Genomic DNA, 18,470 nt, shown 5'->3' with positions numbered 1-18,470 from the left:
CTGCCCGATAGGTCGGGTGGGAGTTCAGCGGAGAACGTTAGCGGCGGGGGTTTTTGGTCCGAAAGAGCTTCGGATACCGAGGGGTTTTTGGCTCCCCTCTCCCGCGGAGTGGGAGAGGGGTTGGGGGAGAGGGTCGGAGGGTCTGCTTGCTGACTTGTCGCAAATTGCACCGCTTGCCCTCTCCCCCGCCCCTCTCCCGCAAGCGGGAGAGGGGAGAAAACAAAGGGTCCGCGAGAGAGCGACGTCAGCCTCGCGGCATCAGCACCCACATCTTGCCGCCCTGCTTCATGCGGCCGGCGGTTTCGCCGGCGGCGTCGCCGGCGCCCCAGAAGAAATCGGCGCGGACGCCGCCCTTGATGGCGGAGCCGGTGTCCTGGGCGAACATCAGGCGCTGGATCGGCTCGGTGGAGAGCGGGCGCGTGGTGGACAGGAACACCGGCACGCCTAGCGGAATCGTGGCCGGGTCCACGGCGATCGAGCGTTCGGCGGTCAGCGGCACGCCTAGCGCGCCCACCGGGCCGTCGTTGTTGGGCGGCAGTTCGCGGAAGAACACGAAACGCGGGTTCACGTTCAGCATTTCCTCGACACGCGCCGGGTTGGCTTTCGCCCAAGCCTTGATGCCCTGCATCGTTGCCTGCGAAGGTGTGATCTCGCCCCGGTCGAGCAACCACTTGCCGAACGAGCGGAACGGCTGGTCGTTGGTGCCGCCGTACCCGACACGCATGATCTTGCCGTCGGCCAGCCGGATGCGGCCCGAGCCCTGGATCTGCAGGAAAGCGGCTTCCACCGCATCGTCCACGTAGACCAGTTCGCTGCCGCGCATCGCCGGGTTCTGCAGCAGTTCGCCGCGTGCGGGCAGCGTGCCCTTGCCGAGTTGGACCGGGCGCCGGTACAGCGGCACCTGGTAGGCGCCCTGGCGCGTGCGCGATCCGTGCAGGATGGGTTCGTAGTAGCCGGTAATCAGGCCGCTATCGGTGCCATCGACATTGATCACGCGATAGGGCTGGAAATGGTTCTCGAAGTAGCTGCGCATGGCCGGCAGGTCTCCGGCATCGACCATCATGCCCACCGCGCAGACGCGGGTCCATTCCGGCTTCTTCTTCAGCACCTGGCAACTGGCCTGCAGCGCCGGCCACGCGGCGCGCACATCGTCCTGGCTCCAGCCGCCGATCTCGGCCCAGCTTGCCGGTTGCAAACGTCCGGCCGTCGGTGACGTGGGAGGCGGCGTGGTCGTGCCGCCCGGCGGCAGGATGCGCGGCGGCGGACCACTCATGCAGCCAGCCAGCAGCGCGGCGCCGAGTACCGAGGCCAGCAGCGCCAGCCGGTGGTTTGCAGTCGCGCGGATGCCGCGCAGGGAAAGCTGATATGCCATCGTGTTTGTTTGTTCCGCGTGGCGGGCAATGGGCTGCGGCGCGCCTTCGTTCTCACGCTCGCGCCAGCCTTTCACCCCGCATGTCCTACAATCTCAAGCCAGTCCATCGACTGTTCCCGGAACCCTCCGGAGCGCCCCCACCGTAGTTTCCAACTAGCGATGAGCCAGTTCTTCGAAAACCACCCCACCCTGCTGCTGGCCGTCGAGGCCGGCGTGGCGCTGTTCCTGCTGATCTTCATCGTGGTCTGGACGATGGGCACGGCGAAGAAGAATCCCCGCCCCACGCGCGCACCGGATGACCACCCTTCGCGTGCCAGCCAGACAGGACAGCCGGCACCGAAGGAAGCAGACCGCACACCGGACGCTTAGGTTCCGGCGCGTTTTCGTGTCAGGCCATATCGCTCAATGGAGCATGCGCGGCAGCACCAGGGCGAATTCGGGAATCGGCACCTCGAAGCGGTGGCCGTCCTCGGCCACGCAGAAGTAGTCGCCCTTCATCGATCCGACCGGCGTCGAGATCGTGGCCCAACTCGAATATTCGAAGTGCTCGCCCGGCTTCAGCAGCGGCTGGTGGCCCACCACGCCGAGTCCGGCCACTTCCTGCGTGCCGTTGTCGCTGTCGGTGATGATCCAGTGGCGCGAGATCAACTGAGCGGCCACTTCGCCGATGTTGTGGATGGTGATCGTGTAGGCAAACGCATAGCGCCCACGGTCGGGGTCGGACTGGTCAGACATGTAGTGCGTGCGCACCGCCACGGAAAACGCGTACTCGCTCATGGATCGACGGGTGAGGATGGTGGGCTGGCCGCATGCCGGGGGCGGCGGCTCGGGTGTCCGCATTGTGCGGCAAGCCCTTGGCAGCGGCAAGCGGGCATTCCGCGCCCCTTGCGAGACGCCGCCGGGCGAGATGGCCGCCGATCGGCGTAAAATACCGGCCATTCCGGCGGCATGGCTGCGCTGCCTGCCGCACACCGCCCGCTTTCAGAGCCTAGCCATGAGCCAACCCACGTACCGCATCGCCCCGTCCATCCTGTCCGCAGACTTTGCCCGCCTGGGCGAGGAAGTGCGCCGCGTCACCGAAGCCGGCGCCGACTGGATCCACTTCGACGTGATGGACAACCACTACGTGCCCAACCTGACCGTGGGTCCGCTGGTCTGCGAGGCCATCCGCCCGCATGTGACGGCCCCGATCGACGTGCACCTGATGGTGCGCCCCGTGGACCGCATCATCCCCGACTTTGCCCGCGCCGGCGCCAACATCATCACGTTCCACCCGGAAGCCAGCGACCACATCGACCGTTCGCTGGCGCTGATCCGCGACAACGGCTGCCAGGCCGGCCTGGTGTTCAACCCGGCCACGCCGCTGCATCACCTGGACCACGTCATGGATCGTCTGGACGTGATTCTGCTAATGAGCGTGAATCCGGGCTTCGGCGGCCAGTCGTTCATTCCCGAGACGCTGAACAAGCTGCGCGCCGTCCGCGCCCGCATCGACGCCTACACGGCGCGCACCGGCCGCCAGATCCTGCTGGAAGTGGACGGCGGCGTGAAGCCCGACAACATCGCCGAGATCGCTGCAGCCGGCGCCGACACCTTCGTGGCCGGCTCCGCCGTGTTCGGCAAGCCTGATGCCGATGGCGGCTACAAGGGCATCCTCAACACGTTCCGCGACGTCCTGGCGACGGTTGGCAAGTAAAGATGAGCGAAGACATCCTGCGCCGCACGGACTGGAGCGGTATCCAGGCGGTGATCGTCGATCTGGACGGCACCATGGTCGATACCGCTGGCGACTTCCACGCAGCGGTCAACGCGATGCTGCTGGCCCTCGTGCACCAGCATCCGAACCTGGGGCCGGTGGAGCCGATGTCCGCCGAGGAGATCGTCAGCTTCGTGGGCAAGGGGTCGGAAAACCTGATCCGCCGTGTGCTGGACGCCCGGTTCAGTCCGCTGCACGCCAACGGGCTGTTTGCCGATGCCTACGCGCTCTATGACCGCGAGTACGTGCGCATCAATGGCCAGTTTTCCGATGTCTACCCGAATGTGCGCGAGGGCCTGGCGGCGCTCAAGCGGCTGGGACTGCGCATGGCCTGCGTGACCAACAAGCCCTGGAACTTCACGGAGCCGCTGCTGGCCAAGACCGGCCTGGCGCAGTATTTCGAGCTGGTCTACGGCGGCGACGCCTTTGCGCTGCGCAAGCCGGACCCCTATCCGTTGCTCAAGGTGGCCGAGGTGTTCCGGCTCGATCCGTCGGCCGTGCTGGCCATCGGCGACTCCGAAAACGACGCCCGGGCGGCCCGCGCGGCAGGCATGGGCGTGCTGCTGATGCCCTATGGTTACAACCATGGGAATCCTGTACAAGCCGTTGATGCCGATGGTATAGTCGCCGACATTGCCCGTGTGGCGGCCCTGCTGGGCGCGCATCGGCGAGTTTGACGACTACGAGTATTACGCTCCCAGACGAATCCGAACACCTTCAATGTTCCTCAACCGCAAACGCAACTTTCTTGGCAGTGATCGGCAGGCTTGGCCCTGGCGTCGCTGGCGCGCCTCTCAACAGGCGTAAAGTGCGTTCGCGAGTTTCCTGACGGGCTTGCCAGGGCATTGCCAATCCGCGCAGCGGACCTTGGCAGCCCCCCAAGCTCAGCCGGACCGGTTCCCATGTTTCCCATGCGGCAACCGGCCTCTCCGGCAGATCCTTCCGCCAGCGCCGTAGTCCCGGTTGCGCTCCTGCGCCTGTGCTACGGTTAGCCTCGAGAACGTGCCGCGCGCCATTCCTGGCCGTGTGCGCAGCTTTGCGAAAGTCATGTGCACGACCGGCCACCCCGGAGCGGGGTCTTGCGCGAAGCATCCGCCCTCCTCCGCAGACATTCATCACGGTGCCGCCTGACCCGACCAAACTCGGCGGCGCCGCAAGAAGAGGACCGACATGACCGAACTCGAATTCAAATCGCTGGCCGACCAGGGCTACAACCGCATTCCGATCATCGCGGAGGCGCTGGCCGACCTGGAAACGCCGCTGTCGCTGTACCTGAAGCTGGCCCAGTCGCAGACGCGCGGCGTGAATACCTTCCTGCTGGAGTCCGTGGTCGGTGGCGAGCGCTTTGGCCGCTATTCGTTCATCGGCCTGCATGCCCGTACGCTGATCCGCGCCTATGGCCATCGCGCCGAGGTGGTCACCGACGGCAAGGTCGTGGAAACCCACGAAGGCAATCCGCTGGACTTCATCGCCGCCTTCGAGAAGCGCTTCAAGGTGGCGCTGCGTCCGGGCCTGCCGCGTTTCTGCGGTGGCCTGGCCGGGTACTTCGGCTATGACGCGGTGCGCTACATCGAAAAGAAGCTGGCCGATACGCAGATGCCCGACGACCTGGGCCTGCCCGACATCCAGTTGCTGCTGTGCGAGGAACTGGCGGTCATCGACAACCTCTCCGGCAAGCTCTACCTGATCGTCTACGCCGATCCGACACTGCCCGAAGCCTATCCCCGCGCCCGCCAGCGCCTGCGCGAACTGCGCATGAAGCTGCGCCAGCCCGTGGACGTGCCCGTGACGAGCCCGTCGGTGCAGACCGAGGTCTATCGCGAATTCGCCAAGGCGGATTACCTGGCCGCCGTGCACAAGGCCAAGGAATACATCATGGCCGGCGACATGATGCAGGTGCAGGTCGGCCAGCGCCTGATGAAGCCGTATCGGGATTCGCCGCTGTCGCTGTACCGCGCGCTGCGTTCGCTGAACCCGTCGCCCTATATGTACTTCTACAACTTCGGCGATTTCCAGGTGGTGGGCGCCTCGCCCGAGATCCTGGTGCGGCAGGAGACGCGCAAGGTCGGCGGCACGAATGGGGATGCCGACACCGCGCGCATCGTCACGATCCGTCCGCTGGCCGGCACCCGTCCGCGCGGCAGCACGCCCGAACGTGACACGCAACTGGCCACCGAACTGCTGAACGATCCGAAGGAGATCGCCGAGCACGTCATGCTGATCGACCTGGCGCGCAACGACATCGGCCGCATTGCCGAGACCGGCTCGGTCAAGGTCACCGACAAGATGGTGATCGAGAAGTACTCGCACGTGCAGCACATCGTCAGTTCCGTGGAAGGCACGCTGCGCGAAGGCATCAGCAATCTCGACGTGCTGCGCGCCACGTTCCCGGCCGGCACGCTGTCCGGCGCGCCGAAGGTCCACGCGATGGAAATCATCGACGAACTGGAACCGCGCAAGCGTGGCATCTACGGCGGCGCCGTGGGCTACCTGTCGTTTGGCGGCGAAATGGATCTGGCCATCGCCATCCGTACCGGCGTGATCAAGGACGGCAATCTCTACGTGCAGGCCGCGGCCGGCATCGTCGCGGACTCCGATCCCGAATCGGAATGGAAGGAAACCGAAGCCAAGGCGCGTGCCGTGATCCGCGCCGCAGAACAGGTCCAGGACGGCCTGGACGCCGACCTCTGAGCCCCGGGAGAGATGACATGCTGCTGATGATCGACAACTACGACTCGTTCACCTACAACCTCGTGCAGTACTTCGGCGAACTCGGGGCCGATGTGCGCACCTATCGCAACGACGAGATCACCATCGCCGATATCGAGGCGCTGAACCCGGACCATATCTGCGTCTCGCCCGGCCCCTGCAGCCCGCGCGAAGCCGGTATCTCGGTGGACGTGCTCAAGCACTTCGCGGGCAAGAAGCCGCTGCTGGGCGTGTGCCTGGGCCATCAGGCCATCGGCGAGGCATTCGGCGGAAAAGTCATCCGCGCCAAGCAGGTGATGCACGGCAAGGTCAGCAAGATCGAAACCACGCAGGAAGGCGTGTTCGCTGGCCTGCCGAAGCACTTCGACGTGACGCGCTATCATTCGCTGGCCATCGAGCGCGAGACGTTGCCCGATTGCCTGGAAGTCACGGCCTGGACGCCCGACGGCGAGATCATGGGCGTGCGCCACAAGACGCTGAATGTCGAGGGCGTGCAGTTCCACCCGGAGTCGATCCTGTCCGAACACGGCCATGCGCTGCTGGCCAATTTCATCAAGGCGCCGCGATGAGGCGCGCCGAATTCAACACCTACGCCTCTGCCGCCCCCGCCCCAGCCAACCAAGAATCCGCCATGTCCATCACGCCACAAGAAGCGCTGACCCGCTGCATCGAGCACCGCGAGATTTTTCATGACGAGATGCTGCATCTGATGCGGCAGATCATGCAGGGGCAGATCAGCCCGGTGATGGCCGCCGCCATCCTGACCGGCCTGCGCGTCAAGAAGGAAACCATCGGCGAGATCTCGGCTGCCGCACAGGTAATGCGCGAGTTTGCCAACCACGTGACCGTCAGCGATCGCCAGAACTTCGTCGATATCGTGGGCACGGGCGGCGATGGCTCGCATACGTTCAATATCTCCACGGCGTCGATGTTCGTGGCCGCCGCCGCTGGCGCCAAGATCGCCAAGCACGGCAACCGTGGCGTGTCGTCGAAGTCCGGCAGCGCCGATGTGCTTGAAGCCCTCGGCGTGAACATCATGCTGACGCCGGATCAGGTGGGCCAGTGCATCGAACAGACCGGCATCGGCTTCATGTTCGCGCCCACGCACCACCCGGCCATGAAAAACGTGGCGCCGATTCGCAAGGAAATGGGCGTCCGCACCATCTTCAATATCCTGGGTCCGCTGACCAATCCGGCCGATGCGCCGAACATCCTGATGGGCGTGTTCCATCCCGATCTCGTCGGTATCCAGGTGCGCGTGATGCAGCGCCTGGGCGCGCAGCACGCCATCGTGGTCTACGGCAAGGACGGCATGGACGAGGTCTCGCTGGGCGCGGCTACGCTCGTGGGCGAACTCAAGGATGGCGAAGTGCGCGAGTACGAGATCCATCCGGAAGACTTCGGCCTGTCGATGATTTCCAACCGGGGCCTCAAGGTGGCCGACGCCGCCGAATCGAAGGAGATGCTGCTCGAAGCCCTCGGCAACGTGGCGGGCACGCCGCGCGAGATCGTCACGCTGAACGCGGGCACGGCGCTGTACGCCGCCAACGTGGCCAGCTCCATCGAGGACGGTATCGAACGCGCCCGTGAAGCCATCGCCAGCGGCGCCGCCCGCGAGAAGCTCGACCATTTCGTGCGCGCCACGCAGCAATTCAAGTAAAACGCCATGTCCGACATTCTCGACAAGATCCTGGCCGTCAAGGCCGACGAAGTATCCGCCGCGCGCAAGAAGCGCGACCTGCCGAGCCTGCGCGCCGAAGCCGAAGCGCTGCGCGCCGAACCGGGGCTGGCGCCGCGGGGTTTCGAACGCGCGCTGCGCGACAAGATCGCGGCCGGCCATGCTGGCGTGATCGCCGAGGTCAAGAAGGCGTCGCCGTCCAAGGGCGTGCTGCGCGAGAACTTCGTGCCCGAGGCCATCGCCGAAAGCTACGCCACGCACGGCGCGGCCTGCCTCTCGGTACTGACCGATGTGAACTTCTTCCAGGGCCACGCCGAATACCTGAAGCGTGCGCGTGGTGCCTGCCCGCTGCCGGCGCTGCGCAAGGACTTCATGGTCGATCTGTACCAAGTCTACGAAGCGCGCACCTGGGGCGCCGATGCCATCCTGCTGATCGTGGCCGCACTCGACCACGGCCTGATGGCGGAACTCGAAGCCTGTGCGCTCGAACTCGGCATGGACGTGCTGGTGGAAGTCCACGGCGCCGACGAACTCGACGCCGCGCTGCGCCTGAAGACGCCGCTGCTGGGCATCAACAATCGCAACCTGCGCACGTTCGAGGTCTCGCTCGACAACACGCTGGCCCTGCTGCCGCAGATTCCGGCGGAGAAGCTGGTGGTGACCGAGTCGGGCATCCTGGGACCAGCCGATGTGCAGCGCATGCGCGATGCCAATGTCCACGCGTTCCTGGTGGGCGAGGCGTTCATGCGTGCGCCGGAGCCGGGCGTGGAACTGGCTCGCCTGTTCGCCTGAGCGGTTGCGAACGATGGCCATCGAACTCGAATTGAAGCTGGCCGTGCCTGACGCCGCCTTGGCGGCCGTGGCAGCATGGCTCGACGCCAACGGGCAAGCTCGGGGCGAGACGACGCTGCTCAACATCTACCTCGACACAGCCGCCCGCGACCTGGCGCAGGCACGTGCCGCGCTGCGGCTGCGCAAGAAGGGCGCGCAGTGGCTGCAGACGCTGAAGACCGCCGGCAAGAGCAGCGGCGGCCTGGCATCGCGGCACGAATGGGAAACGGAAGTGGCCGGTGAAGCCATCGAACTTTCGCGCTTTCCTGACGAGGCCCGCGCCGTGCTGGCGCCGCTGGCGGAGCGACTCGGTCCGGTCTTTCGTACCGATTTCACGCGCCGCACCTGGATCGTGGAGCAGGATGGCGAGCGGATCGAGGCCGCGCTGGATACGGGCGCGATCACCGCGCCGGGCACCGCTGCTTCCGAGCGCATTCAGGAACTCGAACTGGAATGGCTGCCGCGCGATGGGGCTGACGCGCACGCTGGTGAGGTGGCGCTGCGCGCTTTCGGCGCGCGGCTCGGCCACGTTGCTCCGCTGACGCCGTCCGATCTCAGCAAGGCTGCGCGCGGCTATCGACTCAGCGCCCCAACCTCACCCTCTTCCACTGCTTGATGCAATCCGATCTGTTCGCCACCGAGTCCTCGTCATCCCACACCACATCGGTTGCCTGCCTGCAGGATCAGGTCGATGCCTTGCCCAAAGGCTGGCGCGATGTGCTCGCACCGTGCCTCGGCAATGCCGACTGGCAAGCGCTCTGTGCATTCGTCGATGGGGAACGTGCGGCGGGCAAACCCGTGTTTCCGCATACGGTCTTCCACGCGCTGCACCTGACGCCGCCCGAGGCGGTGCAGGTCGTGATTCTCGGCCAGGACCCGTACCACGGCACGGGCGTGGTCGGTGGCAAGGAAATTCCGCAGGCGCATGGGCTGGCTTTCTCGGTGCCTGATGGCGTGAAGGTGCCGCCGAGCCTGCGCAACATCTTCAAGGAAATCGGTGCCGAATATGGCGCCGAGCCGGTGCGCGCCTCGGGCAATCTCGAAGGCTGGGCACGCCAGGGAGTGTTGCTGCTCAACACCGTGCTGACCGTCGAACAGGCCAATGCGGCCAGCCATGCCAAGCGCGGCTGGGAAGCCGTGACCGATTGCCTGATCCACGGGCTGGCGGCCTCGCGCCCGAACCTCGTCTTCATGCTCTGGGGCAGCCATGCGCAGGCCAAGCGCGCCTTGCTGGAAGGGCAGACGCATTGCGTGCTGGAAGCGCCGCATCCGTCGCCGTTGTCGGCGCATCGCGGTTTCCTGGGCTGTGGGCATTTCCGGCAGGCCAATGACTGGCTGGAACGCCACGGGCGGCCGGGGATCGACTGGCTGGCAGCCTAGTTATCGCGTTTCCCGGAACGAGAAGCCGTGGAAGGCTTCGGGCGGCAGGGTTTCCTGATCGACCTTGGAAACCCGGGCGGCCGGGGGGCCTTGCTCCATCCACTGCTGGAGTGCTTCGAGTTGTTGTCGCGAGCCGGTTGCGACGACCTCTACCGTGCCATCGGCGCGGTTTCTTACCCATCCTCCCAGTTGCAATGATGTGGCCTGTGCCTCACAGGCGGCGCGATAGCCCACGCCCTGCACGCGGCCATGGGCGAAGAGATGCCAGGTTTCGAAGGGTGCGGTCATGAAAAACTCCATGCCTAGGTAAACTACCTAGTCGGGTTGAGCGTTAGGGTTGAGGTCAGGTGTCAGCAGCATACGACGCCTTGGCCCTCACCATGGTGTGTTCCCCTCTCCCGGACAGCGGGAGAGGGGCTAGGGGAGAGGGCCAGCGGCTCAGGATGCGATATTGGTGTTTGAATCGCGTGGCCCTCTCCCCCGACCCCTCTCCCGCCATGCGGGAGAGGGGAGCAAGGATGGCGCTCGGGAGAGGGGAGTAAGGACGGTCGATTTCCCTTAACGCCCCAAATAAAAGATTCATTGGCCGCAGACTTTGCGCAGACATAACCTGCCGACTACACGGGCGCGGTACGTGCCCGGTCTGCTATGGGAGCGGCGCATGGATTCGGCGGTTCAGGCAACGCAGGGACGGTGGCTGGTGGCCGCCACGGCAATGACCATCCTGTTGGCCGGCTGTGGCAAGTCGGAGCCGCCGGCTGCAGCGCAGCAAGCGGTGCCGGTGCAGGTCTACACGACCCGCGCGCAGGATCTGCCCGTGACGTTCGATTTCGTGGGGCAGACACAGAGTGACCAGGCCGTCGATATCCGCGCCCGCGTGGCCGGCTTCCTGATCAAGCGGAATTACACGGAGGGCAGCCTGGTCAAGGCCAACCAGTTGCTGTTCGAGATCGACCACAAGCCGTTCCAGGCGCAGCTCGATGCAGCACGCGCGCAGTTGAACCAGCAGAAGGCGCGGCTCGAAGTGGCGAATGCCAACCTGGCGCGCGTGAAGCCGCTGGCCGAGCGCAATGCGTTGTCGCAGAAGGATCTCGATGATGCCACCGGCAACTATCATTCGGCGCGGGCCGGCGTGGAGCAGGCGCAGGCCGAAGTCGAGACGCAGCAACTGAATCTCTCGTACACCTATGTGCGCGCGCCCGTGGATGGCATTTCCAGTTTTGCTGTGCTGCCCGAAGGCGCATACGTCAGCACCACCAACAGCCTGCTGACCACGGTGTCCACGCTGCAGCCGATGCGGATCAACTTCAGTGTGTCGGAACCGCAGACCTTGCAATTCCGCGCCCAGCGCGAAGACAAATCGCTTGTGGTGCCCAATGACGAGCACTACACGGTGACCGTGGTCATGGCCGATGGCAGCAGGTATCCGCAGCAGGGCCGCATCACGTTTGCCGATGCCACCTACAACCAGCAGACCGGCACGTTCCTCGTGCGCGCGTTGATGCCGAATCCGGATGGCGTGCTACGTCCCGGCCAGTTCGTGCGCGTGCTGGTGGATGGCGCCACGCGGCCCAATGCCATCGTGGTGCCGCAGCGGGCCGTGATGCACGGGCCCAAGGGCGATGTGGTGTTCGTGGTCGACAAGGACAACAAGGCCATGCCGCGCCCAGTCATGGTGGGCGAACTCTCTGGGCCGATGTGGCGGATTGCCAAGGGTTTGCAACCCGGAGAGGTGGTGGTGGTTGACGGTGCGGGCAAGCTGACCGAAGGCGCACCGGTCAAGGTGACCGGAGAGGCGCCGATTGCGGCAGTGGGCGAAGGCAGCCGGCCGCCGGCTTCCACGCCATCGGCACCGGCTTCCGCACCATCCGCGCCGCCGGCTTCGGCTCCGCCTGCCGCCAAGTCCTGACCGGAGGCCCGCCATGCTTTCCGCCTTCTGCGTCAACCGCCCGATCTTCGCGATGGTCATATCGCTGATCATCGTCATCGGTGGCGGCGTTGCGATGTTCGCGCTGCCCATCGCCCAGTATCCCGATATCACCCCGCCGCAAGTCACCGTCAGCGCCACGTACGCAGGGGCCGACTCCGACACCGTGGCGCAGACCGTGGCCGCACCGATCGAGACTCAGGTCAACGGCGCGGACAACATGATCTACATGCAGTCCACGTCGTCGCCCACGGGGTCGATGACGCTGAACGTCTATTTCGATATCGGCACCGATCCTGACACCGCGCAGGTGCAGGTGCAGAACCGCGTCAACCTGGCGTTGCCGCAGTTGCCCGATACGGTGCAGAAGACCGGCATCAACGTGCAGAAGCGGTCGTCGAGCTTCCTGCTGCTGATTGCGGTGTATTCGCCCGATAACCGCTTCGACCAGCAGTACATCAACAACTACGCCAACCTCTATGTGCTGGACGCCATCAAGCGCGTGAACGGCGCCAACCAGGCGCAGATCATGGGTTCGGCAGACCTGGCCATGCGCATCTGGCTGCGGCCCGACCGCATGGCCGCGCTCGGCATCACCGCGCAGGATGTGCAGCGCGCCGTGCAGAACCAGAACGAGCAGTTCGGCGCGGGCAGCGTGGGGCAGGCGCCCAATGCGCGGCCGGTGGAACTGACGTTCCCGCTGGTGACGCCGGGCCGGCTGACCACGCCGCAGCAGTTCGAGAACATCATCCTGCGCGCCGACAACCAGGGCGCGGCGATTGTGCGGCTGAGCGACGTGGGCCGCGCGGAGATCGGCCAGCAGCAGTACACGCTGCGCTCGGCGCTGAATGGCAAGCCGGCGACGATCATTGCCGTGTACCAGCAGCCCGGCTCCAATGCCATCCAGGTGGCCAAGGACGTCAAGAAGACGCTCGACGACATGCAGAAGTCGTTCCCGGCGGGCATGAGCTACAAGATCTCGCTCGATACCACGGAGTTCGTGAGCGCATCGATCGACGAGGTGGTGCATACGCTGATCGAAGCCGTGATCCTGGTGGTGCTGGTGGTGTTCATCTTCCTGCAGAACTTCCGCGCCACGGTGATCCCGGTGCTGGCCGTGTTCGTGTCGATCATCGGCACGTTCGCGGGGCTGCTGGCGCTCGGGTTCTCGATCAACCTGCTGACGCTGTTCGCGCTGGTGCTGGCCATCGGCATCGTGGTGGACGACGCTATCGTGGTGGTGGAGAACGTGGAGCGCAACATGGCCGAGTTCAAGCTCTCGCCGCGCGAGGCCACGCTGCGCGCCATGGAGGAAGTGACCGGCCCGGTGATCGCCATCGTGCTGGTGCTGTCGGCGGTGTTTATCCCGGTGGCGTTCGTGTCCGGCACCACGGGGCAGCTCTACCGGCAGTTCGCGCTGACGATTGTCGTCTCCGTGGTGATCTCGGGTTTCTGCGCGCTGACGCTGTCACCTGCGCTGGCCGCGATGATCCTGAAGCCGGGGCATCACACGCCATGGCGCGGCTTTGTCTGGTTCAACGAGCGGTTCGACCGCATCGTGCATCACTACGGCAACTGGGTGCGCGGGTTCATGCGCCGCGTGGTGTTGGCAATGGCGCTGTTCGGCGTGATGCTGCTGGCGGTGTGGCAACTGTTCTCGCATATCCCCACGGCGTTCGTGCCGGCCGAGGATCAGGGCTACATCCTGGTGGCAGTGATGATGCCGGACTCGGCCAGCCTGGATCGCACGGAGAAAGTGACGCAGCAGGTAGCGGACATGTTCCGCCAGCATCCGGCCGTGGAGGATGCTTCGGCGCTGTCTGGCTACAGCTTCATCGACAGCCAGTACAAGACCAACGCCGGCACGGTGTTCGTCGGCATGAAGAGCTTCAGCAAGCGGGAGTCGGCGGACCTTGGCGTGCAGGCGATGCTGCACGAGATCACGCCGAAGCTGCGCGGGATTTCCGAGGCCATCGTCATTCCGGTCAACCCGCCGTCGATCCCCGGGCTGGGGTCACAGGGCGGCTTCGAATTCTGGGTGCAGAATCGTGGCACGGGCAGTACGGCCGAGCTGGAAGGCGTGACGCGCAACTTCATCAAGGCTGCGGCCAACCACAAGGAACTGGGGCGGCTGACCAGCACCATCCAGTCGGCGTCGCGCCAGATGCGGGTGGAGGTGGACAAGGAGAAGGCGGAGACCATGGGCGTGCCGATTGCCGATGTCTACGGCACGCTGCAGACGCAGTTCGGCTCGCTCTATATCAGCCAGTTCTCGCAGTACAGCCGCGTGTGGCAGGTCATCCTGCAGGCCGAACCGCAGTATCGCGCTTCGCCCAACAATCTCGAATACCTCTACGTGCGCGGCCACGACGGCAAGATGGCGCCCGTCTCGGGGTTGTTGAGCACGAAGTATTCGAGCGGACCTGACCTGCTCTCGCGCTTCAACAACTTTCCGGCGGCCAAGATCACCGGTGACGCGGCGCCGGGCTACAGCTCTGGCCAGGCGCTCGCGGCCATGGAGGCGGTGGCGCGCGAGACACTTCCGGCCAGCTACAGCTTTGCGTGGAGCGGCGAGGCGTTCGAGCAGAAGAAATCGGGCAACACCACGACCATCGTGTTCGTGTTCGGTATTGTGATGGTGTTCCTGATCCTGGCGGCGCAATATGAGTCGTGGTCGCTGCCGCTATCGATCCTGACCGCCGTGCCGTTCGGTATCTTCGGCGCGCTGCTGGCGATTCTGCTGCGTGGTTTGTCGAACGATGTGTACTTCCAGATCGGCATGGTCACGCTGATCGGGCTGGCGGCGAAGAACGCGATTCTCATCGTCGAGTTCGCGGTGATGAAACACAAGGAAGGGCTGTCGCATGCCGATGCGGCAGTGGAGGCGGCCAAGCTGCGGTTGCGCCCCATCGTGATGACGTCGCTGGCGTTCATCCTGGGCGCGGTGCCGCTGTTCATTGCCTCGGGCGCGGGGTCGAACTCGCGTCATTCCATCGGCACCGGCATTATTGGCGGCATGATCGCGGCGACCACGCTGGCGCTGTTGTTCGTGCCGTTGTTCTCGTGGCTGGTGGGGACGGCTGCCGATAAATGGGCGGCACGCCGTGGCAAGAAGGTGCCGGCCGGGCCCTCCACGCCCGCCGTGCCGCCTACGGGAGAACCGTCATGATTCCACTCCAACGGCTAGGCGTGCCGACCATGCTGACGATGGGAGCCCTGCTGTCCGCTTGCGCCATCGGCCCCGACTACAAGCGTCCGGAAGTGACTGAACCGACTGCGTATCGGATCGATTCCGGCATGCTGACGCTGGCCGCCGACAGCGACTGGTGGAACGCGTTCAATGATCCGGTGCTGACGGCGCTGGTGGAGACGGCGCTGCGCAACAACTACGATGCGCGCATTGCATCGGCCCGCATCGAAGAATTCCGTGCGCAGTTGATGATCGCGCGCTCGGGCTACTTCCCGCAGTTGAATGCCACGGGGTCGGCGGCGCGGCAGCGCAGCGGCTCGTTCAACGGCACGCCGTTCGCATCGTTCGGCGGCCCGCGCAACAGCTATGAGACCTTGCTGAATGCAAGCTGGGAGATCGACCTGTGGGGCAAGATCCGCCGGCAGGCCGAGTCAGCCGAGGCGAGCCTGTGGAATGCCGAGTACACGCGGCGCGGCATCGTGCTGTCGCTGGCGGCGTCCGTGGTGCAAGGGTATGCCACGCTGCGCGGGCTCGACGCGCAACTCGAGGTGGCGCAGGCCACGTTGGTCACGCGCGGACAGGCCCTGGACATCTTCAGGCAGCGCTACGAAGGCGGCGTGATCTCGCAGGTGGAGTTGTCGCAATCGGAAAACGATTACTACTCGGCGGAGGCGACGATTCCGCCGCTGCGCTCGTCGATCCAGGAGACCGAGAACGCACTGTCGCTATTGCTGGGCCGCCAGCCGGGTCCCATCGAACGCGGCGCAACACTCGCGCAACTACAGCCGCCCCCGATCAATGCCGACCTGCCTGCCGCGTTGCTGGCACGCCGCCCCGATGTGCTGCAGGCGGAGCAGCAGGCCGTAGCCGCCAATGCGCAGGTGGGTGCGGCGCTGGCGTTGTACCTGCCATCGGTCAATCTCTCGGCCTTTTTCGGTGCGCTGGCGAGCTCCCCCGCAGCGCTGTGGGATAGCGCCTCGAAAGTCTGGGGCTTCGGCGCGAGCCTCGCGCAGCCGGTGTTCCAGGGCGGGGCGATTCGCGGGCAGGTCAACGCGGCCGAATCGGTGCGCGACCAGTTCATGCTGGGCTACCAGTCCGCCGTGCTCAACGCGCTGGCCGATGTGAATACGTCGCTGGCCAATGGCACCGAAACACGTAACCGGTTGGTCAGCCTGCGCAAACAGGAGCAGAGCCTGACGGTCTACGCCGATCAGGCCGACGCGCGCTATGAGGGCGGCTATTCGAGCTATCTCGAAGTCACCGACGCGCGGCAGAAGCTGTTCGCGGTGCAACTGGCTTCCATCCAGGGGCAGGTCGATGTGCTGACCAGTGCCGCCGCGCTCTACAAATCGCTCGGCGGCGGATGGTCTGCGGTGCCAGACGATGTGCGAGGCGCGGGGCTGCAGGGCGATGCGGCGGCGATCACCTCCACCACCACAACAGCCACGACGGTCCCAACGACAGCTATGCCTGCGCGTTGACCGGACCCACCTCGGGTAACGTCAGCATCCCGCTGTTGAGCGAGTATCCGTACACCTCGCCATGGCGGCCCCAGTCGATGGCGATGCGGAGCACGCGCTCGGCTTCTTCCGGTTTCAGGAAGGCTTCCAGTTCGCGCAGCACCGCTTCCTCGCCCACTTCGCCATCCTCGCTCTGTTCGAGTTCGCGCCGGATGTGCGCGGCCAGCGCCACGTGGGAGAGCAACTGCTTGCCGAACAGCACCTTGCGCTCGGGCGGGGCGGTGTCGTAGTAGAGACGACCCAGGTTGGTGGCCGTGATGTCACCGCGCTCGATATGGGCGAGGCCCAGCAGTTGCATGGCCTCGCACGCGGGCAGCAGGTCGTCGTCGGTCAGGCCAGCTTCCGTTGCCAGGTGCGGCAGGTCGGCGCGGCCGAAGAACGGGGATTCGTGCAGCAGGTCGAGCACGGCTTCCATCTGGCTGATATCGGCATCGGGCAGGCGATAACCGATCTGCTGCGCGGCGGCCGCGGCGGGCACGCGCGCGCCGTGTCCAGCCGGCGACGTCATCAGCGCATAGATCTCGTCGATCAGGGCGCGCACCAGGGCATCGTCACGATTGCGCGGACGCGTGAACGGCACACGCACCTCGGCGCGCACGCGGCCCGGATCGCTGGAGAGAATCACGATGCGATCCGCCATCATCACGGCTTCCTCGATGTTGTGCGAGACGATCAGGATGCTACGGATATTGGCGCGGCCCGACTGCCATAGATCGAGCATTTCGTCGCGCAATGTCTCGCCCGTGAGCACGTCGAGCGCGGAGAATGCCTCGTCCATCAGCAGCAGGTCCGGTTCGGTCACCAGCGCCCGGGCGATGCCTACGCGCTGCCGCATGCCGCCCGACAACTCGCGCGGCAGGGCGCTGTTGAAACCGGACAGCCCGATCATGTCGATGGCTGCCTCGGCACGGCGCGCACGCTCGGCCTTGGCCACGCCCTGCGCTTCAAGGCCCAGTTCCACGTTCTGCTGCACGGTCAGCCAAGGGAACAGCGCGAACGACTGGAACACCATCGCGATGCCTTCCGCCGCGCCGCGTAGCGGCTGGTTGTGGAACAGCACATCGCCCCGGTCTGCCCCCACCAGGCCCGCCATGATCCGCAGCAGCGTGGACTTGCCCGAACCGGACTTGCCGAGCATGGCGACGATCTCGCCTTCGCACAGCGTCAGGTTGACGCCTTCGAGTACGGCGCGATCGGTGCCGTCGGCGGTGCGGAACATCTTGCCGACGTCGCGCAGTTCGATTACGGGCTGGCCTTGGGGCGTGTCATGCAGAGCCATCGTCGATTCCTTTCTTATAGCCGGGTGCGCGACTGCGCCAGGTCGTAGAGCCGGTTCCAGAGCAGGCGGTTAAAGCCCACCACGAACAACGCCATCACGCAGATGCCGAGCGCGATGCGCGGGAAGTCGCCGCGCGCGGTCATCTCGGCGATGTAACTGCCCAGACCGGTGGCGACGAGCGTGCGATCGCCCCATGTCACATACTCGGACACGATGCTTGCGTTCCACGAACCGCCAGCGGCCGTGACCAGTCCCGTCAGCAGGCTCGGGAACACGGCGGGAATCAGGAAGCGCCGCCACAGCAGCCAGCCCCGCAGCCCGAAGTTGCGCGCCGCCAGCCGCAGCTCGCTGGGAATGCCCGATGCACCGGCTACGACGTTGAACAGGATGTACCACTGCGTGCCAAAGATCATCAGCGGGCTGAGCCAGATCTCCGGGTTCAGGTGGAATTTCACGATAGCCATTACGGCTAGCGGGAACATCAGGTTGGCGGGGAACGCCGCCATGAATTGCGCGATGGGCTGGGCGATGCGCGCCACCGACGGGTTCAGGCCAATGCGGATCCCGATCGGCACCCAGACCACCGCCGCCAGCGCAATGAGCACCACCACGCGCAGCATCGTCAGCGTGCCAAGCCAGAGCACGTGCACGGCTTCGGCCCAGCCCACTTCACTGTGGACGAAGTGGAAGACGCGCCAGAGCGCGGCCAGGGCCACGGCGACGATCAGCGCATCGCGCAGGCGGTCGAGCCACGGATTCCATCGCACGGGAGCGGTGGGCCGCACCACGACCTTGCGGCGGCGCGCGCCCCACGACAGCGTGCGGCCG

Annotated in this window: 17 protein-coding genes; 12 read left to right on the top strand and 5 right to left on the bottom strand. The window is 65.5% G+C overall.

The window, feature by feature from the left end; genetic code table 11:
* Positions 1-244: 244 nt before the first annotated feature.
* Entirely contained in the window at positions 245-1,372 is a 1,128-nt protein-coding gene (mltA, locus tag FFS21_RS26950) for a murein transglycosylase A (protein WP_137927766.1), read from the bottom strand.
* 159 nt (positions 1,373-1,531) lie between these two features.
* Here mltA and FFS21_RS26945 point away from each other — a divergent pair, with 159 nt between their 5' ends.
* The gene (locus FFS21_RS26945) at positions 1,532-1,741 is read left to right on the top strand and encodes a hypothetical protein (RefSeq protein WP_137927756.1); all 210 of its coding nucleotides are present in this window, start codon (positions 1,532-1,534) and stop codon (positions 1,739-1,741) included.
* A 33-nt stretch (positions 1,742-1,774) separates the two neighbouring features.
* Here FFS21_RS26945 and apaG read toward each other — a convergent pair whose 3' ends face one another.
* Positions 1,775-2,149: a Co2+/Mg2+ efflux facilitator ApaG/CorD gene (gene apaG / locus FFS21_RS26940; protein ID WP_137927755.1), complete on the bottom strand. Its 375-nt coding sequence runs from the start codon at positions 2,147-2,149 to the stop codon at positions 1,775-1,777.
* A gap of 217 nt (positions 2,150-2,366) precedes the next feature.
* On the opposite strand from apaG, the gene rpe reads away from it, so the two are divergent.
* From rpe to FFS21_RS26900, 8 genes are all read left to right on the top strand, one after another.
* Positions 2,367-3,068 (top strand): ribulose-phosphate 3-epimerase, encoded by a 702-nt coding sequence (gene rpe, locus FFS21_RS26935; RefSeq protein WP_137927765.1) that lies wholly within the window; start codon positions 2,367-2,369, stop codon positions 3,066-3,068.
* A gap of 2 nt (positions 3,069-3,070) precedes the next feature.
* On the top strand, positions 3,071-3,805 hold the full coding sequence (gph, locus tag FFS21_RS26930) for a phosphoglycolate phosphatase (RefSeq protein WP_137927754.1): 735 nt from the start codon (positions 3,071-3,073) through the stop codon (positions 3,803-3,805).
* 493 nt (positions 3,806-4,298) lie between these two features.
* Complete coding sequence (gene trpE / locus FFS21_RS26925; protein ID WP_137927753.1) at positions 4,299-5,819, top strand: anthranilate synthase component I; 1,521 nt, start codon at positions 4,299-4,301, stop codon at positions 5,817-5,819.
* A 17-nt stretch (positions 5,820-5,836) separates the two neighbouring features.
* Entirely contained in the window at positions 5,837-6,406 is a 570-nt protein-coding gene (locus FFS21_RS26920) for an anthranilate synthase component II (RefSeq protein ID WP_137927752.1), read from the top strand.
* A 62-nt stretch (positions 6,407-6,468) separates the two neighbouring features.
* Complete coding sequence (trpD, locus tag FFS21_RS26915; protein WP_137927751.1) at positions 6,469-7,497, top strand: anthranilate phosphoribosyltransferase; 1,029 nt, start codon at positions 6,469-6,471, stop codon at positions 7,495-7,497.
* Between the two features lie 6 nt (positions 7,498-7,503).
* Positions 7,504-8,307, top strand: a complete 804-nt coding sequence (trpC, locus tag FFS21_RS26910) for an indole-3-glycerol phosphate synthase TrpC (protein WP_137927750.1) — start codon at positions 7,504-7,506, stop codon at positions 8,305-8,307.
* Between the two features lie 13 nt (positions 8,308-8,320).
* Positions 8,321-8,962: a CYTH domain-containing protein gene (locus FFS21_RS26905; protein ID WP_137927749.1), complete on the top strand. Its 642-nt coding sequence runs from the start codon at positions 8,321-8,323 to the stop codon at positions 8,960-8,962.
* A complete protein-coding gene (locus FFS21_RS26900) occupies positions 8,962-9,726 on the top strand; it encodes a uracil-DNA glycosylase (protein WP_137927748.1) in 765 nt (254 codons plus the stop codon). The genes FFS21_RS26905 and FFS21_RS26900 overlap by 1 nt, the downstream gene beginning before the upstream one ends.
* Here the strand turns inward: FFS21_RS26900 and FFS21_RS26895 are convergent, their stop codons facing one another.
* Positions 9,727-10,014: an acylphosphatase gene (locus FFS21_RS26895; RefSeq protein ID WP_137927747.1), complete on the bottom strand. Its 288-nt coding sequence runs from the start codon at positions 10,012-10,014 to the stop codon at positions 9,727-9,729.
* Between the two features lie 373 nt (positions 10,015-10,387).
* Here FFS21_RS26895 and FFS21_RS26890 point away from each other — a divergent pair, with 373 nt between their 5' ends.
* The 3 genes from FFS21_RS26890 to FFS21_RS26880 are packed head-to-tail and all read left to right on the top strand — an operon-like array spanning position 10,388 to position 16,324.
* Positions 10,388-11,635 carry an efflux RND transporter periplasmic adaptor subunit gene (locus FFS21_RS26890; RefSeq protein WP_137927746.1) on the top strand — a complete coding sequence of 416 codons (1,248 nt, stop codon included), beginning with the start codon at positions 10,388-10,390 and terminating at the stop codon, positions 11,633-11,635.
* A gap of 13 nt (positions 11,636-11,648) precedes the next feature.
* Entirely contained in the window at positions 11,649-14,822 is a 3,174-nt protein-coding gene (locus FFS21_RS26885; RefSeq protein ID WP_137927745.1) for an efflux RND transporter permease subunit, read from the top strand.
* The gene (locus tag FFS21_RS26880) at positions 14,819-16,324 is read left to right on the top strand and encodes an efflux transporter outer membrane subunit (protein ID WP_249359679.1); all 1,506 of its coding nucleotides are present in this window, start codon (positions 14,819-14,821) and stop codon (positions 16,322-16,324) included. The genes FFS21_RS26885 and FFS21_RS26880 overlap by 4 nt, the downstream gene beginning before the upstream one ends.
* Here the strand turns inward: FFS21_RS26880 and FFS21_RS26875 are convergent.
* Both FFS21_RS26875 and FFS21_RS26870 read right to left on the bottom strand, forming a co-directional pair.
* Positions 16,308-17,642 carry an ABC transporter ATP-binding protein gene (locus tag FFS21_RS26875; RefSeq protein WP_137927744.1) on the bottom strand — a complete coding sequence of 445 codons (1,335 nt, stop codon included), beginning with the start codon at positions 17,640-17,642 and terminating at the stop codon, positions 16,308-16,310. The genes FFS21_RS26880 and FFS21_RS26875 overlap by 17 nt on opposite strands.
* A 14-nt stretch (positions 17,643-17,656) precedes the next feature.
* On the bottom strand, positions 17,657-18,470 hold an 814-nt coding region (locus FFS21_RS26870), incomplete at its 5' end, for an ABC transporter permease subunit (RefSeq protein ID WP_137927743.1).

The sequence above is a fragment of the Cupriavidus sp. 2SB genome, from assembly GCF_005503625.1.
In the GTDB taxonomy this organism is placed as follows: Bacteria; Pseudomonadota; Gammaproteobacteria; order Burkholderiales; family Burkholderiaceae; genus Cupriavidus.
Note: the sequence above shows the minus strand (reverse complement) of the source record. Positions and strands in the feature narration are given on the sequence as shown.

What these genes read in the sequence shown, in the direction of transcription:
- mltA (WP_137927766.1), bottom strand. Translation starts at nt 1,372, where the DNA reads ATGGCATATCAGCTTTCCCTGCGCGGCATCCGCGCGACTGCAAACCAC.
- FFS21_RS26945 (WP_137927756.1), top strand. Translation starts at nt 1,532, where the DNA reads ATGAGCCAGTTCTTCGAAAACCACCCCACCCTGCTGCTGGCCGTCGAG.
- apaG (WP_137927755.1), bottom strand. Translation starts at nt 2,149, where the DNA reads ATGAGCGAGTACGCGTTTTCCGTGGCGGTGCGCACGCACTACATGTCT.
- rpe (WP_137927765.1), top strand. Translation starts at nt 2,367, where the DNA reads ATGAGCCAACCCACGTACCGCATCGCCCCGTCCATCCTGTCCGCAGAC.
- gph (WP_137927754.1), top strand. Translation starts at nt 3,071, where the DNA reads ATGAGCGAAGACATCCTGCGCCGCACGGACTGGAGCGGTATCCAGGCG.
- trpE (WP_137927753.1), top strand. Translation starts at nt 4,299, where the DNA reads ATGACCGAACTCGAATTCAAATCGCTGGCCGACCAGGGCTACAACCGC.
- FFS21_RS26920 (WP_137927752.1), top strand. Translation starts at nt 5,837, where the DNA reads ATGCTGCTGATGATCGACAACTACGACTCGTTCACCTACAACCTCGTG.
- trpD (WP_137927751.1), top strand. Translation starts at nt 6,469, where the DNA reads ATGTCCATCACGCCACAAGAAGCGCTGACCCGCTGCATCGAGCACCGC.
- trpC (WP_137927750.1), top strand. Translation starts at nt 7,504, where the DNA reads ATGTCCGACATTCTCGACAAGATCCTGGCCGTCAAGGCCGACGAAGTA.
- FFS21_RS26905 (WP_137927749.1), top strand. Translation starts at nt 8,321, where the DNA reads ATGGCCATCGAACTCGAATTGAAGCTGGCCGTGCCTGACGCCGCCTTG.
- FFS21_RS26900 (WP_137927748.1), top strand. Translation starts at nt 8,962, where the DNA reads ATGCAATCCGATCTGTTCGCCACCGAGTCCTCGTCATCCCACACCACA.
- FFS21_RS26895 (WP_137927747.1), bottom strand. Translation starts at nt 10,014, where the DNA reads ATGACCGCACCCTTCGAAACCTGGCATCTCTTCGCCCATGGCCGCGTG.
- FFS21_RS26890 (WP_137927746.1), top strand. Translation starts at nt 10,388, where the DNA reads ATGGATTCGGCGGTTCAGGCAACGCAGGGACGGTGGCTGGTGGCCGCC.
- FFS21_RS26885 (WP_137927745.1), top strand. Translation starts at nt 11,649, where the DNA reads ATGCTTTCCGCCTTCTGCGTCAACCGCCCGATCTTCGCGATGGTCATA.
- FFS21_RS26880 (WP_249359679.1), top strand. Translation starts at nt 14,819, where the DNA reads ATGATTCCACTCCAACGGCTAGGCGTGCCGACCATGCTGACGATGGGA.
- FFS21_RS26875 (WP_137927744.1), bottom strand. Translation starts at nt 17,642, where the DNA reads ATGGCTCTGCATGACACGCCCCAAGGCCAGCCCGTAATCGAACTGCGC.